General features: G+C 51.4%; 21 protein-coding genes and 1 pseudogene. 10 read left to right on the top strand and 12 right to left on the bottom strand.

Features of this window, described 5'->3' with window-relative positions; all coding sequences use genetic code 11:
• Positions 1–26: 26 nt before the first annotated feature.
• From KIS30_04670 to KIS30_04660, 3 genes are all read right to left on the bottom strand, one after another.
• A complete protein-coding gene (locus KIS30_04670) occupies positions 27–572 on the bottom strand; it encodes a GTP-binding protein (protein ID MBX8646035.1) in 546 nt (181 codons plus the stop codon).
• Positions 573–666: 94 nt separating this feature from the next.
• Positions 667–1,452 carry an enoyl-CoA hydratase/isomerase family protein gene (locus KIS30_04665; protein MBX8646034.1) on the bottom strand — a complete coding sequence of 262 codons (786 nt, stop codon included), beginning with the start codon at positions 1,450–1,452 and terminating at the stop codon, positions 667–669.
• Positions 1,453–1,662: 210 nt separating this feature from the next.
• Positions 1,663–2,841 (bottom strand): amidohydrolase, encoded by a 1,179-nt coding sequence (locus tag KIS30_04660; GenBank protein ID MBX8646033.1) that lies wholly within the window; start codon positions 2,839–2,841, stop codon positions 1,663–1,665.
• Between the two features lie 425 nt (positions 2,842–3,266).
• Between KIS30_04660 and gcvH the strand changes: the two genes are divergently transcribed.
• Both gcvH and KIS30_04650 read left to right on the top strand, forming a co-directional pair.
• Positions 3,267–3,644: a glycine cleavage system protein GcvH gene (gcvH, locus tag KIS30_04655; protein MBX8646032.1), complete on the top strand. Its 378-nt coding sequence runs from the start codon at positions 3,267–3,269 to the stop codon at positions 3,642–3,644.
• A gap of 2 nt (positions 3,645–3,646) precedes the next feature.
• Positions 3,647–4,441, top strand: coding sequence for a nucleoside phosphorylase (locus KIS30_04650; GenBank protein MBX8646031.1), 795 nt, complete (start codon positions 3,647–3,649; stop codon positions 4,439–4,441).
• 3 nt (positions 4,442–4,444) lie between these two features.
• Here KIS30_04650 and KIS30_04645 read toward each other — a convergent pair whose 3' ends face one another.
• The 3 genes from KIS30_04645 to KIS30_04635 form a co-directional block, all read right to left on the bottom strand.
• Entirely contained in the window at positions 4,445–4,942 is a 498-nt protein-coding gene (locus KIS30_04645) for a DinB family protein (GenBank protein ID MBX8646030.1), read from the bottom strand.
• An 80-nt stretch (positions 4,943–5,022) separates the two neighbouring features.
• Complete coding sequence (locus KIS30_04640; GenBank protein ID MBX8646029.1) at positions 5,023–5,919, bottom strand: proline iminopeptidase-family hydrolase; 897 nt, start codon at positions 5,917–5,919, stop codon at positions 5,023–5,025.
• 97 nt (positions 5,920–6,016) lie between these two features.
• Entirely contained in the window at positions 6,017–7,609 is a 1,593-nt protein-coding gene (locus KIS30_04635) for a long-chain-fatty-acid--CoA ligase (GenBank protein ID MBX8646028.1), read from the bottom strand.
• Positions 7,610–7,800: 191 nt separating this feature from the next.
• On the opposite strand from KIS30_04635, the gene KIS30_04630 reads away from it, so the two are divergent.
• The 4 genes from KIS30_04630 to KIS30_04615 all read left to right on the top strand — a co-directional run bounded on the left by KIS30_04630 (position 7,801) and on the right by KIS30_04615 (position 10,854).
• Positions 7,801–8,589, top strand: a complete 789-nt coding sequence (locus tag KIS30_04630) for a glycosyltransferase (GenBank protein MBX8646027.1) — start codon at positions 7,801–7,803, stop codon at positions 8,587–8,589.
• A gap of 51 nt (positions 8,590–8,640) precedes the next feature.
• Complete coding sequence (locus KIS30_04625; protein MBX8646026.1) at positions 8,641–9,327, top strand: glycosyltransferase family 2 protein; 687 nt, start codon at positions 8,641–8,643, stop codon at positions 9,325–9,327.
• A 118-nt stretch (positions 9,328–9,445) separates the two neighbouring features.
• The gene (locus KIS30_04620) at positions 9,446–9,994 is read left to right on the top strand and encodes a TATA-box-binding protein (protein ID MBX8646025.1); all 549 of its coding nucleotides are present in this window, start codon (positions 9,446–9,448) and stop codon (positions 9,992–9,994) included.
• A gap of 2 nt (positions 9,995–9,996) precedes the next feature.
• Positions 9,997–10,854 (top strand): TatD family hydrolase, encoded by an 858-nt coding sequence (locus KIS30_04615; protein ID MBX8646024.1) that lies wholly within the window; start codon positions 9,997–9,999, stop codon positions 10,852–10,854.
• 2 nt (positions 10,855–10,856) lie between these two features.
• On the opposite strand, the gene KIS30_04610 is transcribed toward KIS30_04615, so the two are convergent.
• Positions 10,857–11,132, bottom strand: a complete 276-nt coding sequence (locus KIS30_04610) for an acylphosphatase (GenBank protein ID MBX8646023.1) — start codon at positions 11,130–11,132, stop codon at positions 10,857–10,859.
• Between the two features lie 385 nt (positions 11,133–11,517).
• On the opposite strand from KIS30_04610, the gene truA reads away from it, so the two are divergent.
• The 3 genes from truA to KIS30_04595 are packed head-to-tail and all read left to right on the top strand — an operon-like array spanning position 11,518 to position 13,467.
• Positions 11,518–12,300, top strand: a complete 783-nt coding sequence (truA, locus tag KIS30_04605; protein ID MBX8646022.1) for a tRNA pseudouridine(38-40) synthase TruA — start codon at positions 11,518–11,520, stop codon at positions 12,298–12,300.
• Between the two features lie 7 nt (positions 12,301–12,307).
• Positions 12,308–12,844 (top strand): adenylate kinase family protein, encoded by a 537-nt coding sequence (locus KIS30_04600; protein ID MBX8646021.1) that lies wholly within the window; start codon positions 12,308–12,310, stop codon positions 12,842–12,844.
• A complete protein-coding gene (locus tag KIS30_04595; protein ID MBX8646020.1) occupies positions 12,835–13,467 on the top strand; it encodes a CDP-alcohol phosphatidyltransferase family protein in 633 nt (210 codons plus the stop codon). Before KIS30_04600 ends, KIS30_04595 begins: the two co-directional genes overlap by 10 nt.
• Here the strand turns inward: KIS30_04595 and KIS30_04590 are convergent.
• The 5 genes and pseudogenes from KIS30_04590 to KIS30_04570 form a co-directional block, all read right to left on the bottom strand.
• The gene (locus KIS30_04590) at positions 13,424–14,500 is read right to left on the bottom strand and encodes a DNA primase large subunit PriL (GenBank protein ID MBX8646019.1); all 1,077 of its coding nucleotides are present in this window, start codon (positions 14,498–14,500) and stop codon (positions 13,424–13,426) included. The two genes, KIS30_04595 and KIS30_04590, sit on opposite strands and share 44 nt — an antisense overlap.
• 110 nt (positions 14,501–14,610) lie before the next feature.
• Complete coding sequence (locus KIS30_04585) at positions 14,611–14,877, bottom strand: elongation factor 1-beta (GenBank protein ID MBX8646018.1); 267 nt, start codon at positions 14,875–14,877, stop codon at positions 14,611–14,613.
• A gap of 16 nt (positions 14,878–14,893) precedes the next feature.
• The gene (locus tag KIS30_04580) at positions 14,894–15,064 is read right to left on the bottom strand and encodes a DUF1610 domain-containing protein (protein MBX8646017.1); all 171 of its coding nucleotides are present in this window, start codon (positions 15,062–15,064) and stop codon (positions 14,894–14,896) included.
• Between the two features lie 183 nt (positions 15,065–15,247).
• Entirely contained in the window at positions 15,248–15,502 is a 255-nt protein-coding gene (locus KIS30_04575; GenBank protein ID MBX8646016.1) for a hypothetical protein, read from the bottom strand.
• A gap of 169 nt (positions 15,503–15,671) precedes the next feature.
• Positions 15,672–15,851: pseudogene (locus KIS30_04570) on the bottom strand (GNAT family N-acetyltransferase).
• A 267-nt stretch (positions 15,852–16,118) separates the two neighbouring features.
• On the opposite strand from KIS30_04570, the gene KIS30_04565 reads away from it, so the two are divergent.
• Positions 16,119–16,617 (top strand): hypothetical protein (locus KIS30_04565; protein ID MBX8646015.1); only part of this gene is annotated, 499 nt, incomplete at its 3' end.

Here is a 16,617-nt window from a genome sequence, read left to right as displayed (position 1 = left end):
GAGCAGGGGATAAGAATGATGCTGCACTACTTTCTTGCAGTCAGCATGGAAGCAAGGCGCATGAAGGCAGCTTCCACATTCTCACCGGTCTTGGCGCTCGTAACCATTGCTGGAGAGCCGTATGATGTGGCAACCTTGTCTATATCCTGCCTCGTTACGACAATCTGATCAACAAGATCGTTCTTGTTACCGATGAATATCATCGGTATATGGCCGGTGATGCTCTCCATCGACTTGATCCAGTATTTCAGTTCATCCAGGGATTCCCTGTTTGTCACATCGCAGACGCAAACAGCCGCTTCCGCCCCGTAGAAATATGATTCCCTGAGCAGCTCTCTGAATCCCTTCTGGCCCATAATGTCCCATACAAGCATGGACAGGCTGACTTCACGGCCGTTATCCCTCTTTACGTTGACCTCCTTCTTCGTTACCTTCGTGCCTATGGTTGACGTATACTTGTCGTCGAACGAGTCCAGCACGAACCGCCTTATAAGACTGGTCTTGCCTACATTGTTGTCACCGACCAGACAGACTTTAGTTTTTATTTCCTCATTCAGCTGAATCACCATCAATTTGCACAGCAAACAGCATGCTCAGTAAAGATAGTGTAGCAATCACTCATAAATATATTTCATCACACTTCCATGAAATGAGATTGACGAATATTCATCTACCTGTGAACTTCGGCGGTCGTTTGGAAAGGAATGCGTCCATTCCCTCCTTCTGGTCGGCAGTCGAGAAGAGGGAATAGAACATACGCCTTTCGATCCTGAGACCCTCAGCCAGACCAACGTCCTGCGAAGCGTCAACGGCCTCCTTGGCCAGCATCAGTGACAGCAACGATTTCTGCCCTATGAGTCCTGCAATTCTGACTGCCTCATTGAGCGCCTGGCCGCGCTGCACCAGTGAACTGAGGAGGCCCATTCTGTCAGCCTCCTCCGCACTGAACAGCTCACCCGTCAGTATATAACGCATGGCTCTGTGACGGCCAATGCTCCTGGTCAGTCTCTGAGTCCCTCCCGCACCCGGCATAATCCCGAGGTTTACCTCAGGCTGGCCGAATTTTGTACCTTCTGAGGCAACAATAATGTCGCAAGACATGGCGAGTTCGCATCCGCCGCCTAGCGCATAGCCCTCGACTGCGGCGATCAGCGGCTTCCTGAACCGCTCCATGGCGTCCCATACCGAGAAATCGTCATCTGCTGCAAAAGAGGCAAATGTCTTGCCGGCCATATCTTTAATGTCTGCACCGGCTGAAAATGCCCTTTCTCCTCCGGTAATGATGCATGATTTCACGCCCGAGTCCCTGTCCTCCTCCGCGAGTGCCTCCGCTATGTGTGAAACAAGTTTAAAACTCAGCGCATTGAGCACGTTGGGCCTGTTGAGCCTTAGTATTGTGAAGCCTTCCCTCTTTTCGACAACTAGATCGTCGTAAACATTATTACCGGGCATAGAAGACAGATGTGCTTCCGCCGTTAAATTGTTTCCACGAGTCGAACAACCGCTGGGCTTCACGCCTCTTCCGGCCAATATCGCCAAATCTATCGCTAAACGGGATTGCGGTGCGGTGCAGGTTTTCCCTGCCGTGCGGCCGTGGCGTCTGTGGCGTCACAATATGGCAATTCGAGGTTATCTGGCAACGGAACGGTATACAGCCAGCAATCAGGGCAGGAAATGCAGCGCAATTTCGGCAAGCGAAGCGGTGCCCAGCCGCAGCACGTCTTCGTCGACTGTGAACATGCTGCTGTGATTTGGATAGACACAGCCTTTGGTTTCGTTCATCGTTCCAAGGAAATAAAAAGTTCCTGGCGCCTTCTGAAGAAAACGCGAGAAGTCTTCGCCGCCCATAACCGGATCGGTTTCAATGACCTTACCCGATTCCATATTGCGCAGAAGAGACTGCACCCTTTCAGTCGCCTTTCTATTGTTTACCGTCACAGGATAGGCGTTCTCCATGAAGCTCACTTCGCATCCGGCACCAAAGGACCTGCATATGGACTTAGCAATGCTTGATGTGAGCGACTTGGCCCTCAGTCTTGTCCTGGTGCTGAATGTTCTTATTGTGCCTTCGAGCGTCACTTCGTCAGGTATAATATTGTCCTTTGTTCCCCCGTGAATGCTGCATACCGAGAGCACGAACGGTTCTATAGGGTCGATAAAGCGCGATGAGATGCCCTGCAGCGACGAAACTACCTGCGCGGCAATGAATACAGGATCTATGGACATGTGGGGAGCGGAGCCATGTCCTCCCTTTCCCATGACCCTGATGCGGAAGGAGTCTGGTGATGCCATAATCGGGCCGGGACGCAGCGCAAACGTTCCTGAGGGGTATGCTGAAGAGATGTGCAGGCCGAAGACGTATGATACTTTGGGGTCGTTCATAACTCCGTCGTCTATCATGGGTCCGGCACCGCCGCGTCCTCCATGCTCCTCTGCAGGCTGGAATATCAGCTTTACCGGGCCCCGCAGCTCGCTTTCGTGTCGCTTCAGCAGCATTGCGGCACCCAGAAGCATTGCCACATGCGTGTCATGACCGCAAGCATGCATAATGCCCTGCCTCTCTGACCTGAATTCGACCGGGGCACTCTCCTCCAGCGGCAGCGCGTCCATGTCTGCCCTGAGCGCGATGCACTTTCCCTCCGAAGCACCGTTGAGCAGGCCCACGACACCCTTTCCTCCGACTCCTGTTCTGACAGGAATACCGATGGATTTCAGCGTCGATGCGACGAGCGCAGCGGTTTCGTTTTCCTGAAAAGAAAGCTCGGGTTTCCGGTGTATCTTCCTTCTGATGGCAATAATGTCGCCTTCAAAATCATGTGCTTCGTTGTATATCGGGGACATGAACCGAAAAGCGGGTATGAATATAAATCGATATTTCAGCAAATTGGCCGTTTCAACAGACGGCGTTGACCTGCCGGAGAAGATAATAGAAGATGACGAGTGTCATCAACATGCATCATTGGGAACAATAGGCCGTGTCCAAATCCTGGAGAAACGGTACAGTCTGTAGATGGTTTGTGCACAGCGCAGCGCTTATAGAAACATTTATTAATATTTATTAACGCTACTAAAAGCACCATGGCGTGACAGAAGTCCCAATATGGGTCGAATGTCTCCAGACATTCACTTTGTTGGGCTGTTTTCGGAACACTGACCTGTTACCGCTGCGAAGCAGATTTATAAGCAGGAACGGCTCTCCGTGAAATTTGCAGTGTCGAATATGACTGCAGGGCATCGGAAGTGCGGTCACAAGGAGGGCATTTTGCATGAGTACCGTTCCGGAAGATCTGTATTACACGAAAACGCATGAATGGGTGAGAAAGGAAAAGGAAGGCTACAGAATCGGCATCACGGATCACGCACAGTCGGAGCTCACTGATGTTGTTTATGTCGAATTTGAAAAGCCGGGCAAGAATGTGAAGACCGGAGATGTTGTTGCAAGCGTAGAATCAGTGAAGACTGTTTCAGAGATATACGCACCCGTGGACGGCACAATAATTTCCGTCAACGAAGCAGTCGCGAAGAAGCCCGAACGCATCAACCAGGATCCGTACGGAGAAGGATGGTTTATCGTGCTCAGGCCCGCATCGGGTGGCGAAGGCCTGCTTTCTGCCCCGGATTACAGGAAGGCGATTGGTGAATAAGAATGGCTGTCCAGATTATCACAGGACTCAAGGAAAACGAAGGCGCCAGATATGCGCTGATATGCGGAGACCCTGAAAGGGTGCCACGAATCGCGTCAAGGCTTTCTTCTGTGAAGAAGGTGAGGCATGTCAGGGAGTTCAATATCATGTCGGGCAAACTGCTCGGCGAAAGGGTCCTTGTTGCATCCACCGGCATCGGCGGACCGTCGACTGCCATTCTCATGGAAGAGCTTGCAAATACCGGGACGGACACATTCATACGTGTCGGAACTTCAGGCGGTATTGCGGAAGGACTGAGGAAAGGCGATCTAGTCATCACAACCGCAGCCTACAGGAGGGACGGAACGAGCCGCAGCTATGTTCCCGATACGTTTCCGGCGGCTGCGCACCACGAAATCATCGGTGCACTCATGCACGAGGCTGAGGAGCGCAAGTGCACATTCCAGAAGGGAGTGACGCTGTCAGTTGACGGTTTCTATTCAGAGAACAGGATATTAAATGATGACAGGGTGATATCGATGTCCCGCGGAGGCTTCATGCTGTCGCATACAGCCGGAAATCTGGACGATGCGAAGAAGATGGGGGTCAAGAACATAGAGATGGAGATGGGCACCGTGCTCACGTTGACGACGCTGTGGAATATCAGGGGAGGGGGCATCTGCCTAGTCTCGGATGTTGCGCCATGGCATGAGACAGAGGACATCATCGACCCGGAATCAGGCATGGACAGTTGCGTCGACACTGCCGTCGGTGCGCTGATCAGGGTGATAGGCGCTGACAGGGAGCGTGGCAATTAGCTGTCAAAGCGTCGATCTGGGATTGTTGTAGAACCACTGCATCTGAGGAGGCTCTATGTTGAGCTGCCAGAGCAGGGCAATGAGTTCACCCATATGGTAGAGTTGCTCAGTGAATGTCTGCAGGAGGCATTCCTCGACTGAGAGGTTGAAAACGGCGCCCTTCATTGTCCTGAGACTTACTTTTCTACGAAGCTCTTCATTGTCTGCTGAAGCGAGGAACGAGGCTGTCCTGGATTCCACTGCGTCCAGATGCCTGACTACAGATGCGAAATCGGGATAATCCTCAGATTTCTTCCTGACATAGGCATCCTGCTTGCCCGGTATAACAAAATTGACGATCATGTCCTCGTTGTCGATCATATGAAGCATTATGTTTTTCATGCTGTAGAAGCTCGCCTCCATATTCCTGTCCACTGTTTCCTGTGGAAGGGCGGAGAGAGCGGTTGCGAAGCGCCTTCTGACCGTGCTGCAGTATGTTATGAGTTCCCTTATTTCCACCATATCACAGCATATAGACATCAGATTAATGTGTTTTCAGTATTAAGAGGAAGAGAAACTATGCCGGCGCACAGCGTGTGGGGTCAGCTTTGCCTGTTGCGCGAAACACCGTCAAGGAAGTCTGCAACGCGGGATATGAAACGCTCCCTCTCCTCCCACATGGGCAGATGAGAGCTGTTCCTGAATATAACCAGCCTGGAGTTCCTGATGCCGTTGCTTATCTGCCTGGCGACTCTGGGTGTAACTTCATCATACCTGCCGCCAGTGACGAGCACCGGCACCCTTATCTCCCCGAGCCTTGACGAAATATCCCAGTAGCGTATGTTGCCAGTGATGGTGAATTCATTTGGGCCGTTCATCGTGCCGTATACGGGCAGACTCGTGTTATTCATCGATTTAATGAGATCATCGGGCCAGACCGGCAGCCTGCAGAGATGGCGCCTGTAGAACACTTCCACTGCCTTCAAGTAGTCCGGATTGCTGAATTCGCCTTTCTCTTCATACCTCGTCAGTGTCTTCCTCACGCGAGCAGGAAGGAGAGACTTCAGCCTCTCCATCTCGGAAATCGTTAGAGGCACGCTAGCAATGCCTCCCACCGTCACAATGCTGAGCAGATTGCGCTGATATTTCAGCGCGTAGGCAAGGGCAAGAAGGCCGCCGTAACTTGAACCCATAAGGTGAATTCTGCCCAGCCGCATCACCTTCCTGAGTTCCTCAAGCTCCTCGACTCCCCTCTCTATCGTGAAGAGTGACGTGTTGGGCGGAAGTTCTGACTTTCCGCAGCCAAGCTGATCGTACAGAAGAACACGGTAACCGTGTCCGGCCAGATCCGCCATGGGAAGAAGATAGTCGTGCGTTGCGCCTGGTCCGCCGTGCAGGCACACCACCGTGCCTCTGAACGGTGAGTCGCCGAATAGTCTGTAGAATAACCTGTGGCCCAGTATCCTAACATGGCCCTTCCTTTCTCTAACGTGCACCATGCGTGGTCATTTATGGCGTAGGATAAAAGCACTACGCCAGCCGAAACGTGCATGATGCGATCGACCTGAGCTGTCATACTGATGGCGTGACTGCCGTTCAGTGCAAACCAACTTTGAGCACTTTCTTGTCAATCTTGCCAGTACTGGTCTTTTCGAGTGCGTCGACAAATATGAACTGATCAGGTATCCAGAATTTTGCGATCCTGCCGACATCCACCAAACCTGAAAGAGTCTTCACAATGTCGCCGGAGGTCACATCGCCTTTCGCCACGATGAAAGCGACGGGGCGTTCACCCCACGTTTCGTCTTTCCTGCCCACAACGGCAACTTCCGCAACTCCGGGACACGTGCTTATTGCATCCTCGAGCAGCAGGGATGGAATAAATTCGCCGCCCGATTTCACGGCATCCTTCTCCCTGTCAACGATCTGCAGATAACCATATCCGTCCAGAACTGCCAGATCGCCGGTATGCAGCCAGTCCCCTTTCCACAGTTCTGCTGTCTTCTCCTCATCTTTGTAATATCCCTTTGTCAGCCATGGAGAGCGTACAACAATCTCGCCGATGCTCTTCCCGTCGTGAGGAACTTCCTTCCCTGAACTGTCGAGCACCCTGATGTGCACAAGCGGCACAGGATAGCCAGTCTTGAGACGGAATCCGTTCCTCTCCTGTTCCGTCATCTGCAGGACTGCGTGACTGAACGTCGCCAGGGTCAGGACAGGAGCGGTTTCCGAAAGACCGTATCCGGAAAACGTATGTATGCCGAGCTGCGCCGCCTTTTCGGAAAGTCCCTTGGGAAGTGCTGCACCGCCCACCACCACCCTGAGGTTGAGTCCAGAAAGATATTTTGGCGCATCCGGATGGCTGATCATCAGATAAAGCACGGACGGCACCATCGCCATGAGCGTCACCTTTTCATTCCTTATAGTCCTCAGAAGTTCGGGTATCTCGTATTTTCCAGGCATCACGTATTTCATGCCCTTCAGCAGATTTGAGAACGGCAGACCCCAGCTGTGAACATGAAACAGAGGAACCAGGGGCATCCAGACATCCTCGTTCGTCATCTTTATCGGCGGATCGGAAAAACTGGATATACCGCAAAGCGAGTGAAGAACGATCTGCCTGTGGGTGAATGTGACGCCCTTGGGCTTACCTGTCGTCCCCGACGTATAGAATATTGTGGCTGTCTCGTTCTCGTTAACCTGTGGCAGTTCAAAATTTTCAGGCGGGTTGAGGTCCTTCAATGAAATCGATCCGGGAAGCGTTGATTTTGCACCCTTTTCACTGACCACAATCCATCCCCTTATGAACTTGAAGAGATCGGCGTGCTTTTCGGCGACGGGAAGGAAGTCATCACGTATGATTGCATACTTGTCGCCGGCATGCTGCATCGTGTAGTACATGACTTCTGGTGGATAACGGATGTTCACTGTGTGCAGTATAGCGCCAAGTGAAGGGACGGCAAAGTATGACTGCAGGTACGGGATGGAGTCGTAATCCAGTACTGCAACTACATCTCCCCGGCCAACGCCGAGTTTACTGAGACCGCCGGCAAGGTGTTTTACATCCCCCATGAACTGTGAATATGTGAAGTGATCTCTATCCCTGAATGATATGGTCTGATTGGGGTTTCTCTCAATCGCGGACGCTATCAATTCTCCGATCGTAAGCTGGAAGTCAAAGAAGGACATGATTCTTACATAGTGAATCGTATCTTAAATTATACCTCGTTCAGTTTATGTGTTTCGGCACATAGTCATGCGAATAAACTGAAACGCGATGGAGCGTCGGTTAAACTTTATTAAGATATCCTTATTGCAGTCTCGCCGCTTTGAAGAGGGAGACTCTCTGCGGGCTTATCTGGAAGGGAGAATGCGTAACAGTGCTGGTCAGTGTGATTGTTACAGTGAGGAACGAGGGACGGAACATTTCCGACCTGCTTGAAAGCCTGATCAGGCAGAATGTTGAAAAAGAGGTGATAATTGTGGATGCGTTCAGCACAGACAATACGGCGGATATTGTCCGTTCCTACGCTGCCCGTTATCATTTCATAAAACTGTATTTGAAGAGCGGGAAGAGAGGGGAGGGAAGAAACTTCGGCATTCAGAGGTCAACGGGCGATATTGTCGCATTCATAGACGGAGACTGTAACGCCTCTGATCACTGGCTTGAGGAGATTGTGACATCGCTGGAATCAGTTGATGCTGTCGCAGGCAGGACCATTTATGTCGGAGAGGGCCCTTACAGCGGGCTGGAGAGAGTTGAACTTTACAGAAGAGGGCTGGATGTCACATATCCCTCCTGCAATCTCGCATATAGGCGCACAGTCCTGACTGACGTCGGCGGTTTCGATTCATGGTTTATAACGGCAGAAGATATTGATCTCAACATAAGGACCGTGGACAGGGGCTATGACCTGGCGTACAATGAAAAAGCGGTTGTTCATCACAAGACGCGTGAATCGCTTTACGCTTTCTCAAGACAGGCATTCTGGAACGGAGCGGGCAGAAAGCAGCTGACGCTCAAATACGGCAGTCTATGGAAGAGTTACAAGCCGCTGGAAATGCTCCGGCGAAAAGTGACGTATTACGGTTCGGTGAGGGTTGTTATGGCGCTTTTCGGCTACGTTGCTTATAAACTGTACGGTCAGAAACGAAAAGTGCCCTTTTGAGAGAAGCCGTTGCTTTAGCAACAATTATTAGGGTTTACAGGTTAAACATTGATGTTGCATGTGATTTCAATAGTGATTCCTACAATAAATGAGGAAGAGTCGATAGGCCAGGTTATAGACAGGATAGCAGACGCGATGAAGTCTACTGGCCGGGAGTACGAAATCATAGTGGTGGATACGAATTCCAGGGACAGAACCGTAGAAATAGCGAGAAGCAGGGGATGCAACGTCGTTGAGGAAAAGAGGCGCGGTTATGGAAGAGCCTACAAAACGGGTTTCGCTGCATCAAAAGGGAATGTGATAATAGCCATGGACGCAGACTCGTCTTATCCGCCGGAAGCCATACCCCGTCTGCTTCAGTCGTTTGACGACGGTAATTTTGATTTCATTACAGCCAACAGATTCGTTTCCATGGACAGAGGGGCGATGAACAGAACGCACAAGTTCGGGAACTGGGTGCTCAACATCGCCACCAAACTGCTTTTCCGGGTATCGATAACAGACTCCCAGAGCGGTATGTGGATTATGAAGAAGGAGGCATATGAGGGGCTCAACGTGACAAGCAACGGCTTCCCGTTCTCAGAGGAGATAAAGATCCGTGCAGCCAGAAGCCTCCGGTTTATGGAGGTGCCGATAGATTTTGTGGAACGAAAGGGAGAGAAAAAACTCAGCACTTGGAGAGATGGATGGAATAACTTGAAGTTCCTTCTCAAACTACGATTTTCACGCGACTTCTGAGAAGCCTCTTAATACGAAAATCGATATAATATTACTAAAATAGTGCTGTAACCTGGGCTGAAACCGCTTAAATAGTTATTTAAATACATATGAATTTCATTATTTCAGGGAAACACTTATGCCGAAAATCAAAATTGAAAATGTTGTTGCATCCACTTCACTCGGTGAGGAGCTAGATTTACAGGCAATTGCACTTGCTCTTGATGGTGCGGAATACGAGCCTGAGCAGTTTCCTGGACTCATTTACAGACTGAAGGAGCCGAAGACTGCCACGCTGCTTTTCAGGAGCGGAAAAGTCGTATGCACAGGTGCGAAGAGTCTTGAAGAAGTCAAACTTGCAATCAGCAAGGTGTCAAAACAGATAGGCAAGGCAGGCATAATAATCAAGATAGAGCCCAAGATCGAAGTTCAGAATATTGTCGCATCGTCTGACCTGGGTCAGGAAATCAACCTTAATGCCATAGCCATAAGCCTGGGGCTGGAAAAAGTTGAGTACGAGCCTGAGCAGTTTCCTGGACTCGTTTACAGGCTGGACTCTCCAAAAGTCGTCGTACTGCTCTTCGGAAGCGGCAAGCTTGTCTGCACAGGAGCCCGTAAACCATCGGACGTAGGAGACGCGGTGCAGAAGATAATGGAAGAGTTGCAGGGTGCGGGACTTCTCCACTGATCATGAAGTATCCGGTGTTTGATAATCACGTGCATCTTCAGCGCGGCGGAAGATTCATTGATGCGGCGATCGAATTCGAGAGAAAGGGAGGAAGCTCAATGCTGCTTGTCAATCTTCCGCCCGACGGCGATCCTTGCTCGCCTGATTTCTTCGAAATCATGTACAGTGAGGCGGAGAGCATAAGGGATGCAGTAGTGGAACATACTGGACTGACAGTACTTCTCGCCGTAGGTCCTTATCCTGTAACCTTCATTGAAATGGCACGTGAAGAGGGACTCCAGGCTGCAGAAGAGAAGATGATTACAGGGGTGGAACTCGCAGCAGCTCACGTCCTTGACGGAAAGGCCGATGCAATAGGCGAGGTAGGCAGGCCGCATTTTCCCGTGCCTGAAGAGGTTATGGAAGCAAGCAACAGAATCATGACAGAATGCATGAAGAGTGCGAAGGAAGCTTCATGCGCGGTTGTGCTGCATACAGAAGATCCGTATCCGTCCATGATGTCTGGCATAGCGGACCTGGCCGACGGTGCAGGAATAGAAAGGGGGAGAGTAGTGAAGCACCACTGCACTGATCTCATCACTCCTGCAGAGAACAGCGGGATCTTCCCGTCTGTAAAGGCGACAAGAGAGCTCGTACAATCTTCAGCGGCGAAGGGTACGCGATTCATGATGGAGACAGACTACATCGATGATCCGAAGCGGCCCGGAGCCATCCTTGGAATCGGCACAGTACCCAGGAGAACGAGAGAACTTATTGAAAGCGGCGAGTTCGACGACAGCATTGCCTGGAAGATACACGGTGACAATCCCTCGGCGGTGTACGGCAACGATCGTGTATCGGCACGCAGTCACGGCCGATGATTTCAGCGTATCGAGAAGGAGGAAAATTCGCCTGTATACTTCATGTTCGTTGCCTCAACAGAAGAAACATGCGCCTGGGCGATGCCCATTTTGCAGCGTTCAATAACAAACCGGACGGCCTGCTCCTCCCCCTCAAAAACTGCTTCCACTGTGCCGTCGTCCCTGTTCCTGATCCATCCGGTTACTCCGCTCTCTTTTGCGAATTCCACGGCATGAAATCTGAAACCCACGCCCTGCACACGTCCTCTGAACCTGACCGTCGTTCTCACCTTAGCCATGACCCAGCACATCCGCACTCCCAGCATTCGGCCCTGAAACGCTCGCTTCAATCGCCTGCTTTAATGTGAAGCGCCACACACGGCGTGTCACCTTTATTAAAGCCATCGTGAAGAGCTCCCATTGCAATGGGAAGACGAAAGCGGGTGACAAATATATTACAATGCCTGGATATGCCCAGGACTGCAGGGCAGGGCATGCCGGAAATCACTCGTCTGGAGAGAACGTCTGATCAGACGGTTCTCCGAAGTCCATCCAGTGTCCCTCCGGCTGTTCCCGCTGGAGCACGAACAGCCACCGATTTCGACGGGAGGGGCCCTGTATTTATAAGGTGTAGGATGTCACTAAATTATCGTCGCATGAGTGATGATGTGCCGGTGCAGTAGCATGCCGAGGATTGCATTGAAATTTGCCTATGAAGGAACAAGTTTCTCCGGATACCAGCGTCAGCCTGGCGCAAGGACAGTGGAAGGAGACGTGATAAAAGCGCTGGTCGACATCAGGGCAATATCCGGCGCCGCAGAAGCAAACTTTGTCAGTGCAAGCAGAACCGACAGAGGCGTTCATGCGATTGCAAATGCAGTTGCCTTCGACACTTCATTCGATCCTGACAAACTTGCAGGAGCGCTTAATGCCAGATGCAGGGACATACTCTTCCATTCATACCTGCTGGTCCCGGCTTCATTCAATCCGAGAAAAGCTGTTATGAGACATTACCGTTATCTGCTGTTCGGATGCGGGAACACTGAGAAACTACGCGGCGCGCTCGCTCTTTTCACCGGGCGCAGGGATTTCATCAATTTCTCCAAAAGCGGTGCGGCGGGAAGGTTCAGGAGCATAGAGAGAATAGATGTTACAGAACGTGAGAGATGGACGGAGATAGATTTCTACGGCAGAAGCTTCCTGCACAACATGCTCAGGCGCATTGTGAGCGCGGCAACTATGGTTTCGGACGGAAGGGCGGAAATGGAGGACATAAGTCTTGCGCTTGAGGGTAGAGAACGGATGAGTTTTGGTCTCGCAAGACCGGAATTCCTGATACTGATGGACGTGGACTACGGCATGCGGTTCGTGCGGGCGCAGTATTCGCCGGACTCCGCAGAGAGATGGAAGGATAAGCTTTCCCGCATTGAAACGCTGGAATATCTGTATCGTTTGATGCCGAAATGAGGTCTCAATGAAATCAGTTGCCCTCACTGGAACACCCGGAACCGGAAAGAGCACAGTAGCACATGTGCTGAAGGAGCGCGGATACCGCGTCATCGGAGTGATGGAGATGGTGCGTAGGACCGGCACCAGTTACACCTACTCCGCCAGGGACAGGTGTCATGTTGTGGATACGGACGAACTGGCAAGGCGCAGCGCCGCGCTGTGGCGCGCCGGAGTTGAAGGAGTCACGATCGTCGAGGGGCACCTTGCGCATTATGCATCCTGCGACATGGCCATAGTGCTCAGATGCCGTCCATCAGAACTCTTTGCGAGACTGGAGAAGAGGGGATGGAAAAAACAAAAGATTCAGGACAATGTGCGCTCGGAAGTTCTCGATGTCATACTGATTGAAGCGATGGAAAGGATAAAGTGCATTCACGAAATGGATACGGGCAGCATGACGCCTGCGGACGCCGCCGACGCGGTCGAAATGGCGATAAACGGAAGAAGCAGGAACCCGCCGGTGACATCCAGATGGAGAGGTGAAATTGAAAAATGGTTTTAGACAGGGTGAGAGAGTCCTCGGAGAGGATAGTTGATCCTATAGCACGAAGGATGGCAAAAATCAATCCAAACACGGTCAGCTGGATTGCATTCGTGCTTGCGGCGTTTGCCGCCGTTCTCCTTGCAGGCTCCTCCATAGCGACGCGTGACCTGCTGATTGGCGCCTTTGCTTTCATACTGGTGAGCGGCACATTTGATGCGCTGGACGGAGCCGTAGCACGTGTTTCCGGCAAGAGCAGCCAGAAAGGCGACTTCCTTGACCATGTCCTCGACAGGTATGCAGACATAGCGCTCATACTGGGTTTCACCTTCAGCTTCTATTCGGCAGGGCTAGCGCTGGGCATGTTCGCGTTGATAGGCGTCTTCATGACCAGCTATCTCGGAACACAGGCACAGGCGGTTGGGCTGAAGAGAAATTACGGAGGCATTCTTGGCAGGGCGGACAGACTCGTCTACATGCTTGTTGCCGTTGCGGTGGAATATCTCTACGGCACATCGCACTACGGACCGCACGGCGCAACATTCCTCTTCCTCACGCCGTTTGAGTGGCTCCTCCTGTTCTTTGGCATCGCCGGGAATCTCACGGCTGTCTGGAGGGCGATCGCTTCCTGGAGGGAGATTTAGCGGGCCTGCCCTTGGTTATGTAATACGTAAGAGGATGTTTCATCCATTCCCTGCCGCACAGGCTGTCCGGATTGTAGCATATGCCGTAGGACTTCATGGTGCTGCATTCCGGGACGGAGTACTCCGTCGACGATATCCTTCCGGTTATATGTTCAATCTGATATCTCGTCTTGTCGGCACGGAAATCGGGCACAGAACTGAACAGATCGAATATCTGTTCCGCACTCATGCCTATCGCGTGCAGAAACGTCACTATGGCGAATCTGCCCATCTGCGGCACATTCTGAGATGTCTGTATCTGACGGAGTATTTCCTTCATGCACGGAGGATATCTTGCCTCGCTTATGTCGCCCAGATTGTTCTTCTGAAACTCTGCTTTCTTTTCATTCAGCACCGTTGCGACTTCGTGTATCTCTGCGGAGAGCGAACTGCGAATCTCGTCGGTGTACGGCGGCAGCCTCTCTGACAGATGATCGGTAACGGCCTGTTCCACAAGCCTGATAAGACGCTGGCGATCCACCGTGACTCTTCCCTTTCTCAGACGCTGGTAAAGCAGTTTCCAGTCGGGTGAGCGCATCTTCGAGGAGTACTTCAGAAATGCGGTGAAGTGAATCGAGTACACCCCCTTTCCCTCTTCCTCCTCAACAGGTTCAATGCCGAATTCCTTTGCCATCGGCATTATCAGAGCGTGATTCCGCGCGAGCAGCGCACCGGCAGCCTTGCCCTCCGTCACCGCGACCCTGTTTACGAGAAACCTGTCACCGATGACAGAGCATATCATCCTTGAGACGGCAAAGGAGAGTATTTCCTGCCTGCATTCCTCCTCTGTCGAGAGTCTGCGTTCGCCCGTCTCCATGTTGTTCAGGGCGGAGAGTGTCCTTTCCTTCCCCCGCACTCTCACCATCTCATAGAGGGGACTCCTGAGCATGACAGCTAAGTCGTACATTTCCGGATGCGCGGCCACGTATGTCCTCACGGCCTGCGTATACGGGAACATGGCCATGTTCCTGACGTTGTCGAGACTGGACAGCATGCTCTCAAGAAGAAATAGAGACTGTGCATTTAAAACAGTGATGGAACGTAGACCGAAAACTTGCGGCCAGAGAACATTTGGTCTAGCCAAGGTGTATTGAAACGGAAGCTTCAGAGCAGCGTTATCTCAATGGACTCTACGCTTCTTATTCCATTGATGCTTTGAAGTGCCTTTTCCACGCTGTCAGAAGTGCCTTCCCTGTCCTCGGCAACAATCATGACTTCAAATGAGCTCAGGCCGAAGGCAATCGGCACTATTCTGCCGTCCCTGAGTTCTGAACCTCCGGGCAGTTTTGACGTTATGACCCTGTCGATACCTGTAAAATCGAAATCGGTTGATTCAGGCATGAGTCTGTACGTCATGGCCACTTTTCCCATTTGCAGACCTCATTAATCATGGTCCAGAAAAGCCACATGAACTGCATGTGTACCTTATGCCCTGATCCCTGCACTGGGCACATCTTCCAATCCTGTTCTGCCCGCAGCTTGGGCACATGAAGGAAACTACGCCTGTATCTACGAGCCTTATTCCGCATGAACTGCAATTCAAATCGTTGGATGTCATCGGCAGCTTTCTGAAACCATACCCATATATAACACCTGACATACTCCCCGCCGTAAACAGCGGGGGTTCCTGGGCGCGTGGTATTCATGGACGGGAAATCGCCGTAATTTATGGGCATTGGGGAGTCATAATATGCTCATGAATCCCGCTGCTTCTTCTGACATGACAAAGCACTCACAAATCCTACTGCTTCTTCCCTTTGACGCGCTCAATAGAAAGGGCCACACCTATCGTTGCAACAACAGCAATGATCGTGACTACTACAGCATAGACAAACATTGGAAGGAGGGTTCCGGTCGTCCCGAATATCTGCTTGAACAAAGCCAATATGAATCCGTTCCATGCAAGAGCAGCAACGAGGCCGAAAGCTGCGGTTATCAGCGCAGAGAAATTGGTCAATACCTGTTCTTTAAAACCTGCCTTCTGCGAATCAGCCATATTGCGGACAATTCAGTATTGAATATCCATTATAAATCACAAACGGAGGTGGGTCGGTGCGAGTGCTCCGCCCGTCGGGCAAATTGAAGGCACAGCCAGAAACTTCATCCGAAAACGTGGAATCGCCCGAAGGTCCGTACAGCCGACAACAATCTGATCGGCACTCAGATCACAGATTCATCTTCATTTCGTTTGACTCCTGGAAACCCGCTTTAAGGTAAAGGTTCCTGCCGTATACTGATGCATGGAGGACCATACGGCTGCATCCTTTCAGTCTGCTGAATTCGATGGCTCTGTTGAGTACAGCTGTGGCGACACCCATTCTGCGATATTTCTCCTCCGTGTACATGGGACCTTGTCAAATTTTCCTTGATATTCCAGCAGCTTTATGGTTTCTGCGTACTCCGCCCGCTGCAGTCACACCTCTCGTCGTCAGTTGCAGACAGCGACATGGTTGCAGCAGCGAACACAGTCAGTGTTGTGCGGAAATAACATGTTTCGGCGACCTCCCCCTGTCGCCGTTTAAATAGCCTGCATGACTGGAATGATGCATGCGGACGGCACGTTATCTGCACTGTGTCAGTGTCTGCTGTGCCGTTACAGGGGTGGAAGGTACATGTCTGCTGTGAAGGGTGTGAAGTTCGGCTATGAGCACAGTGCCGAACTGGCACGGGTGCTTTCACTGTTCCGCGACATGGTGAATGATGCCATACGCATATGTATTGCAGAGAACATCAACGGACGACTCAATCTGCGCAACCGCATATACAGGGAATTCATAGACCGTTACAGTCTTGCGAGTCAGTATCCGTACTCTGTTGCAGAGATTGCATGGTCCATTGTAAAGAAACACAGAAGATGGCACAGGGTGCCTGTCGCCAGGCACCCGATGATGAAACTCGACAGTTCTGCGTACACAATCAATAATGGTGTAATGAGCATCGCATACGGACAGGGAAGGAACGGACAGCGCATATGCGTCAGACTGAAATTCGGTGAATACCAGAGACTGTTTATGGAAGACAGAACACTGAGTATGGGTTCGGTCACAATCACTGCTGACGCAATAGTTGTCGCATTCACAAGGAACATTGCGGCAACAGCACCGGTCGGGA

The sequence above is a fragment of the Candidatus Sysuiplasma acidicola genome, from assembly GCA_019721035.1.
GTDB lineage: Archaea > Thermoplasmatota > Thermoplasmata > Sysuiplasmatales > Sysuiplasmataceae > Sysuiplasma > Sysuiplasma acidicola.
This window is presented reverse-complemented; position numbering and strand designations above follow the sequence as displayed.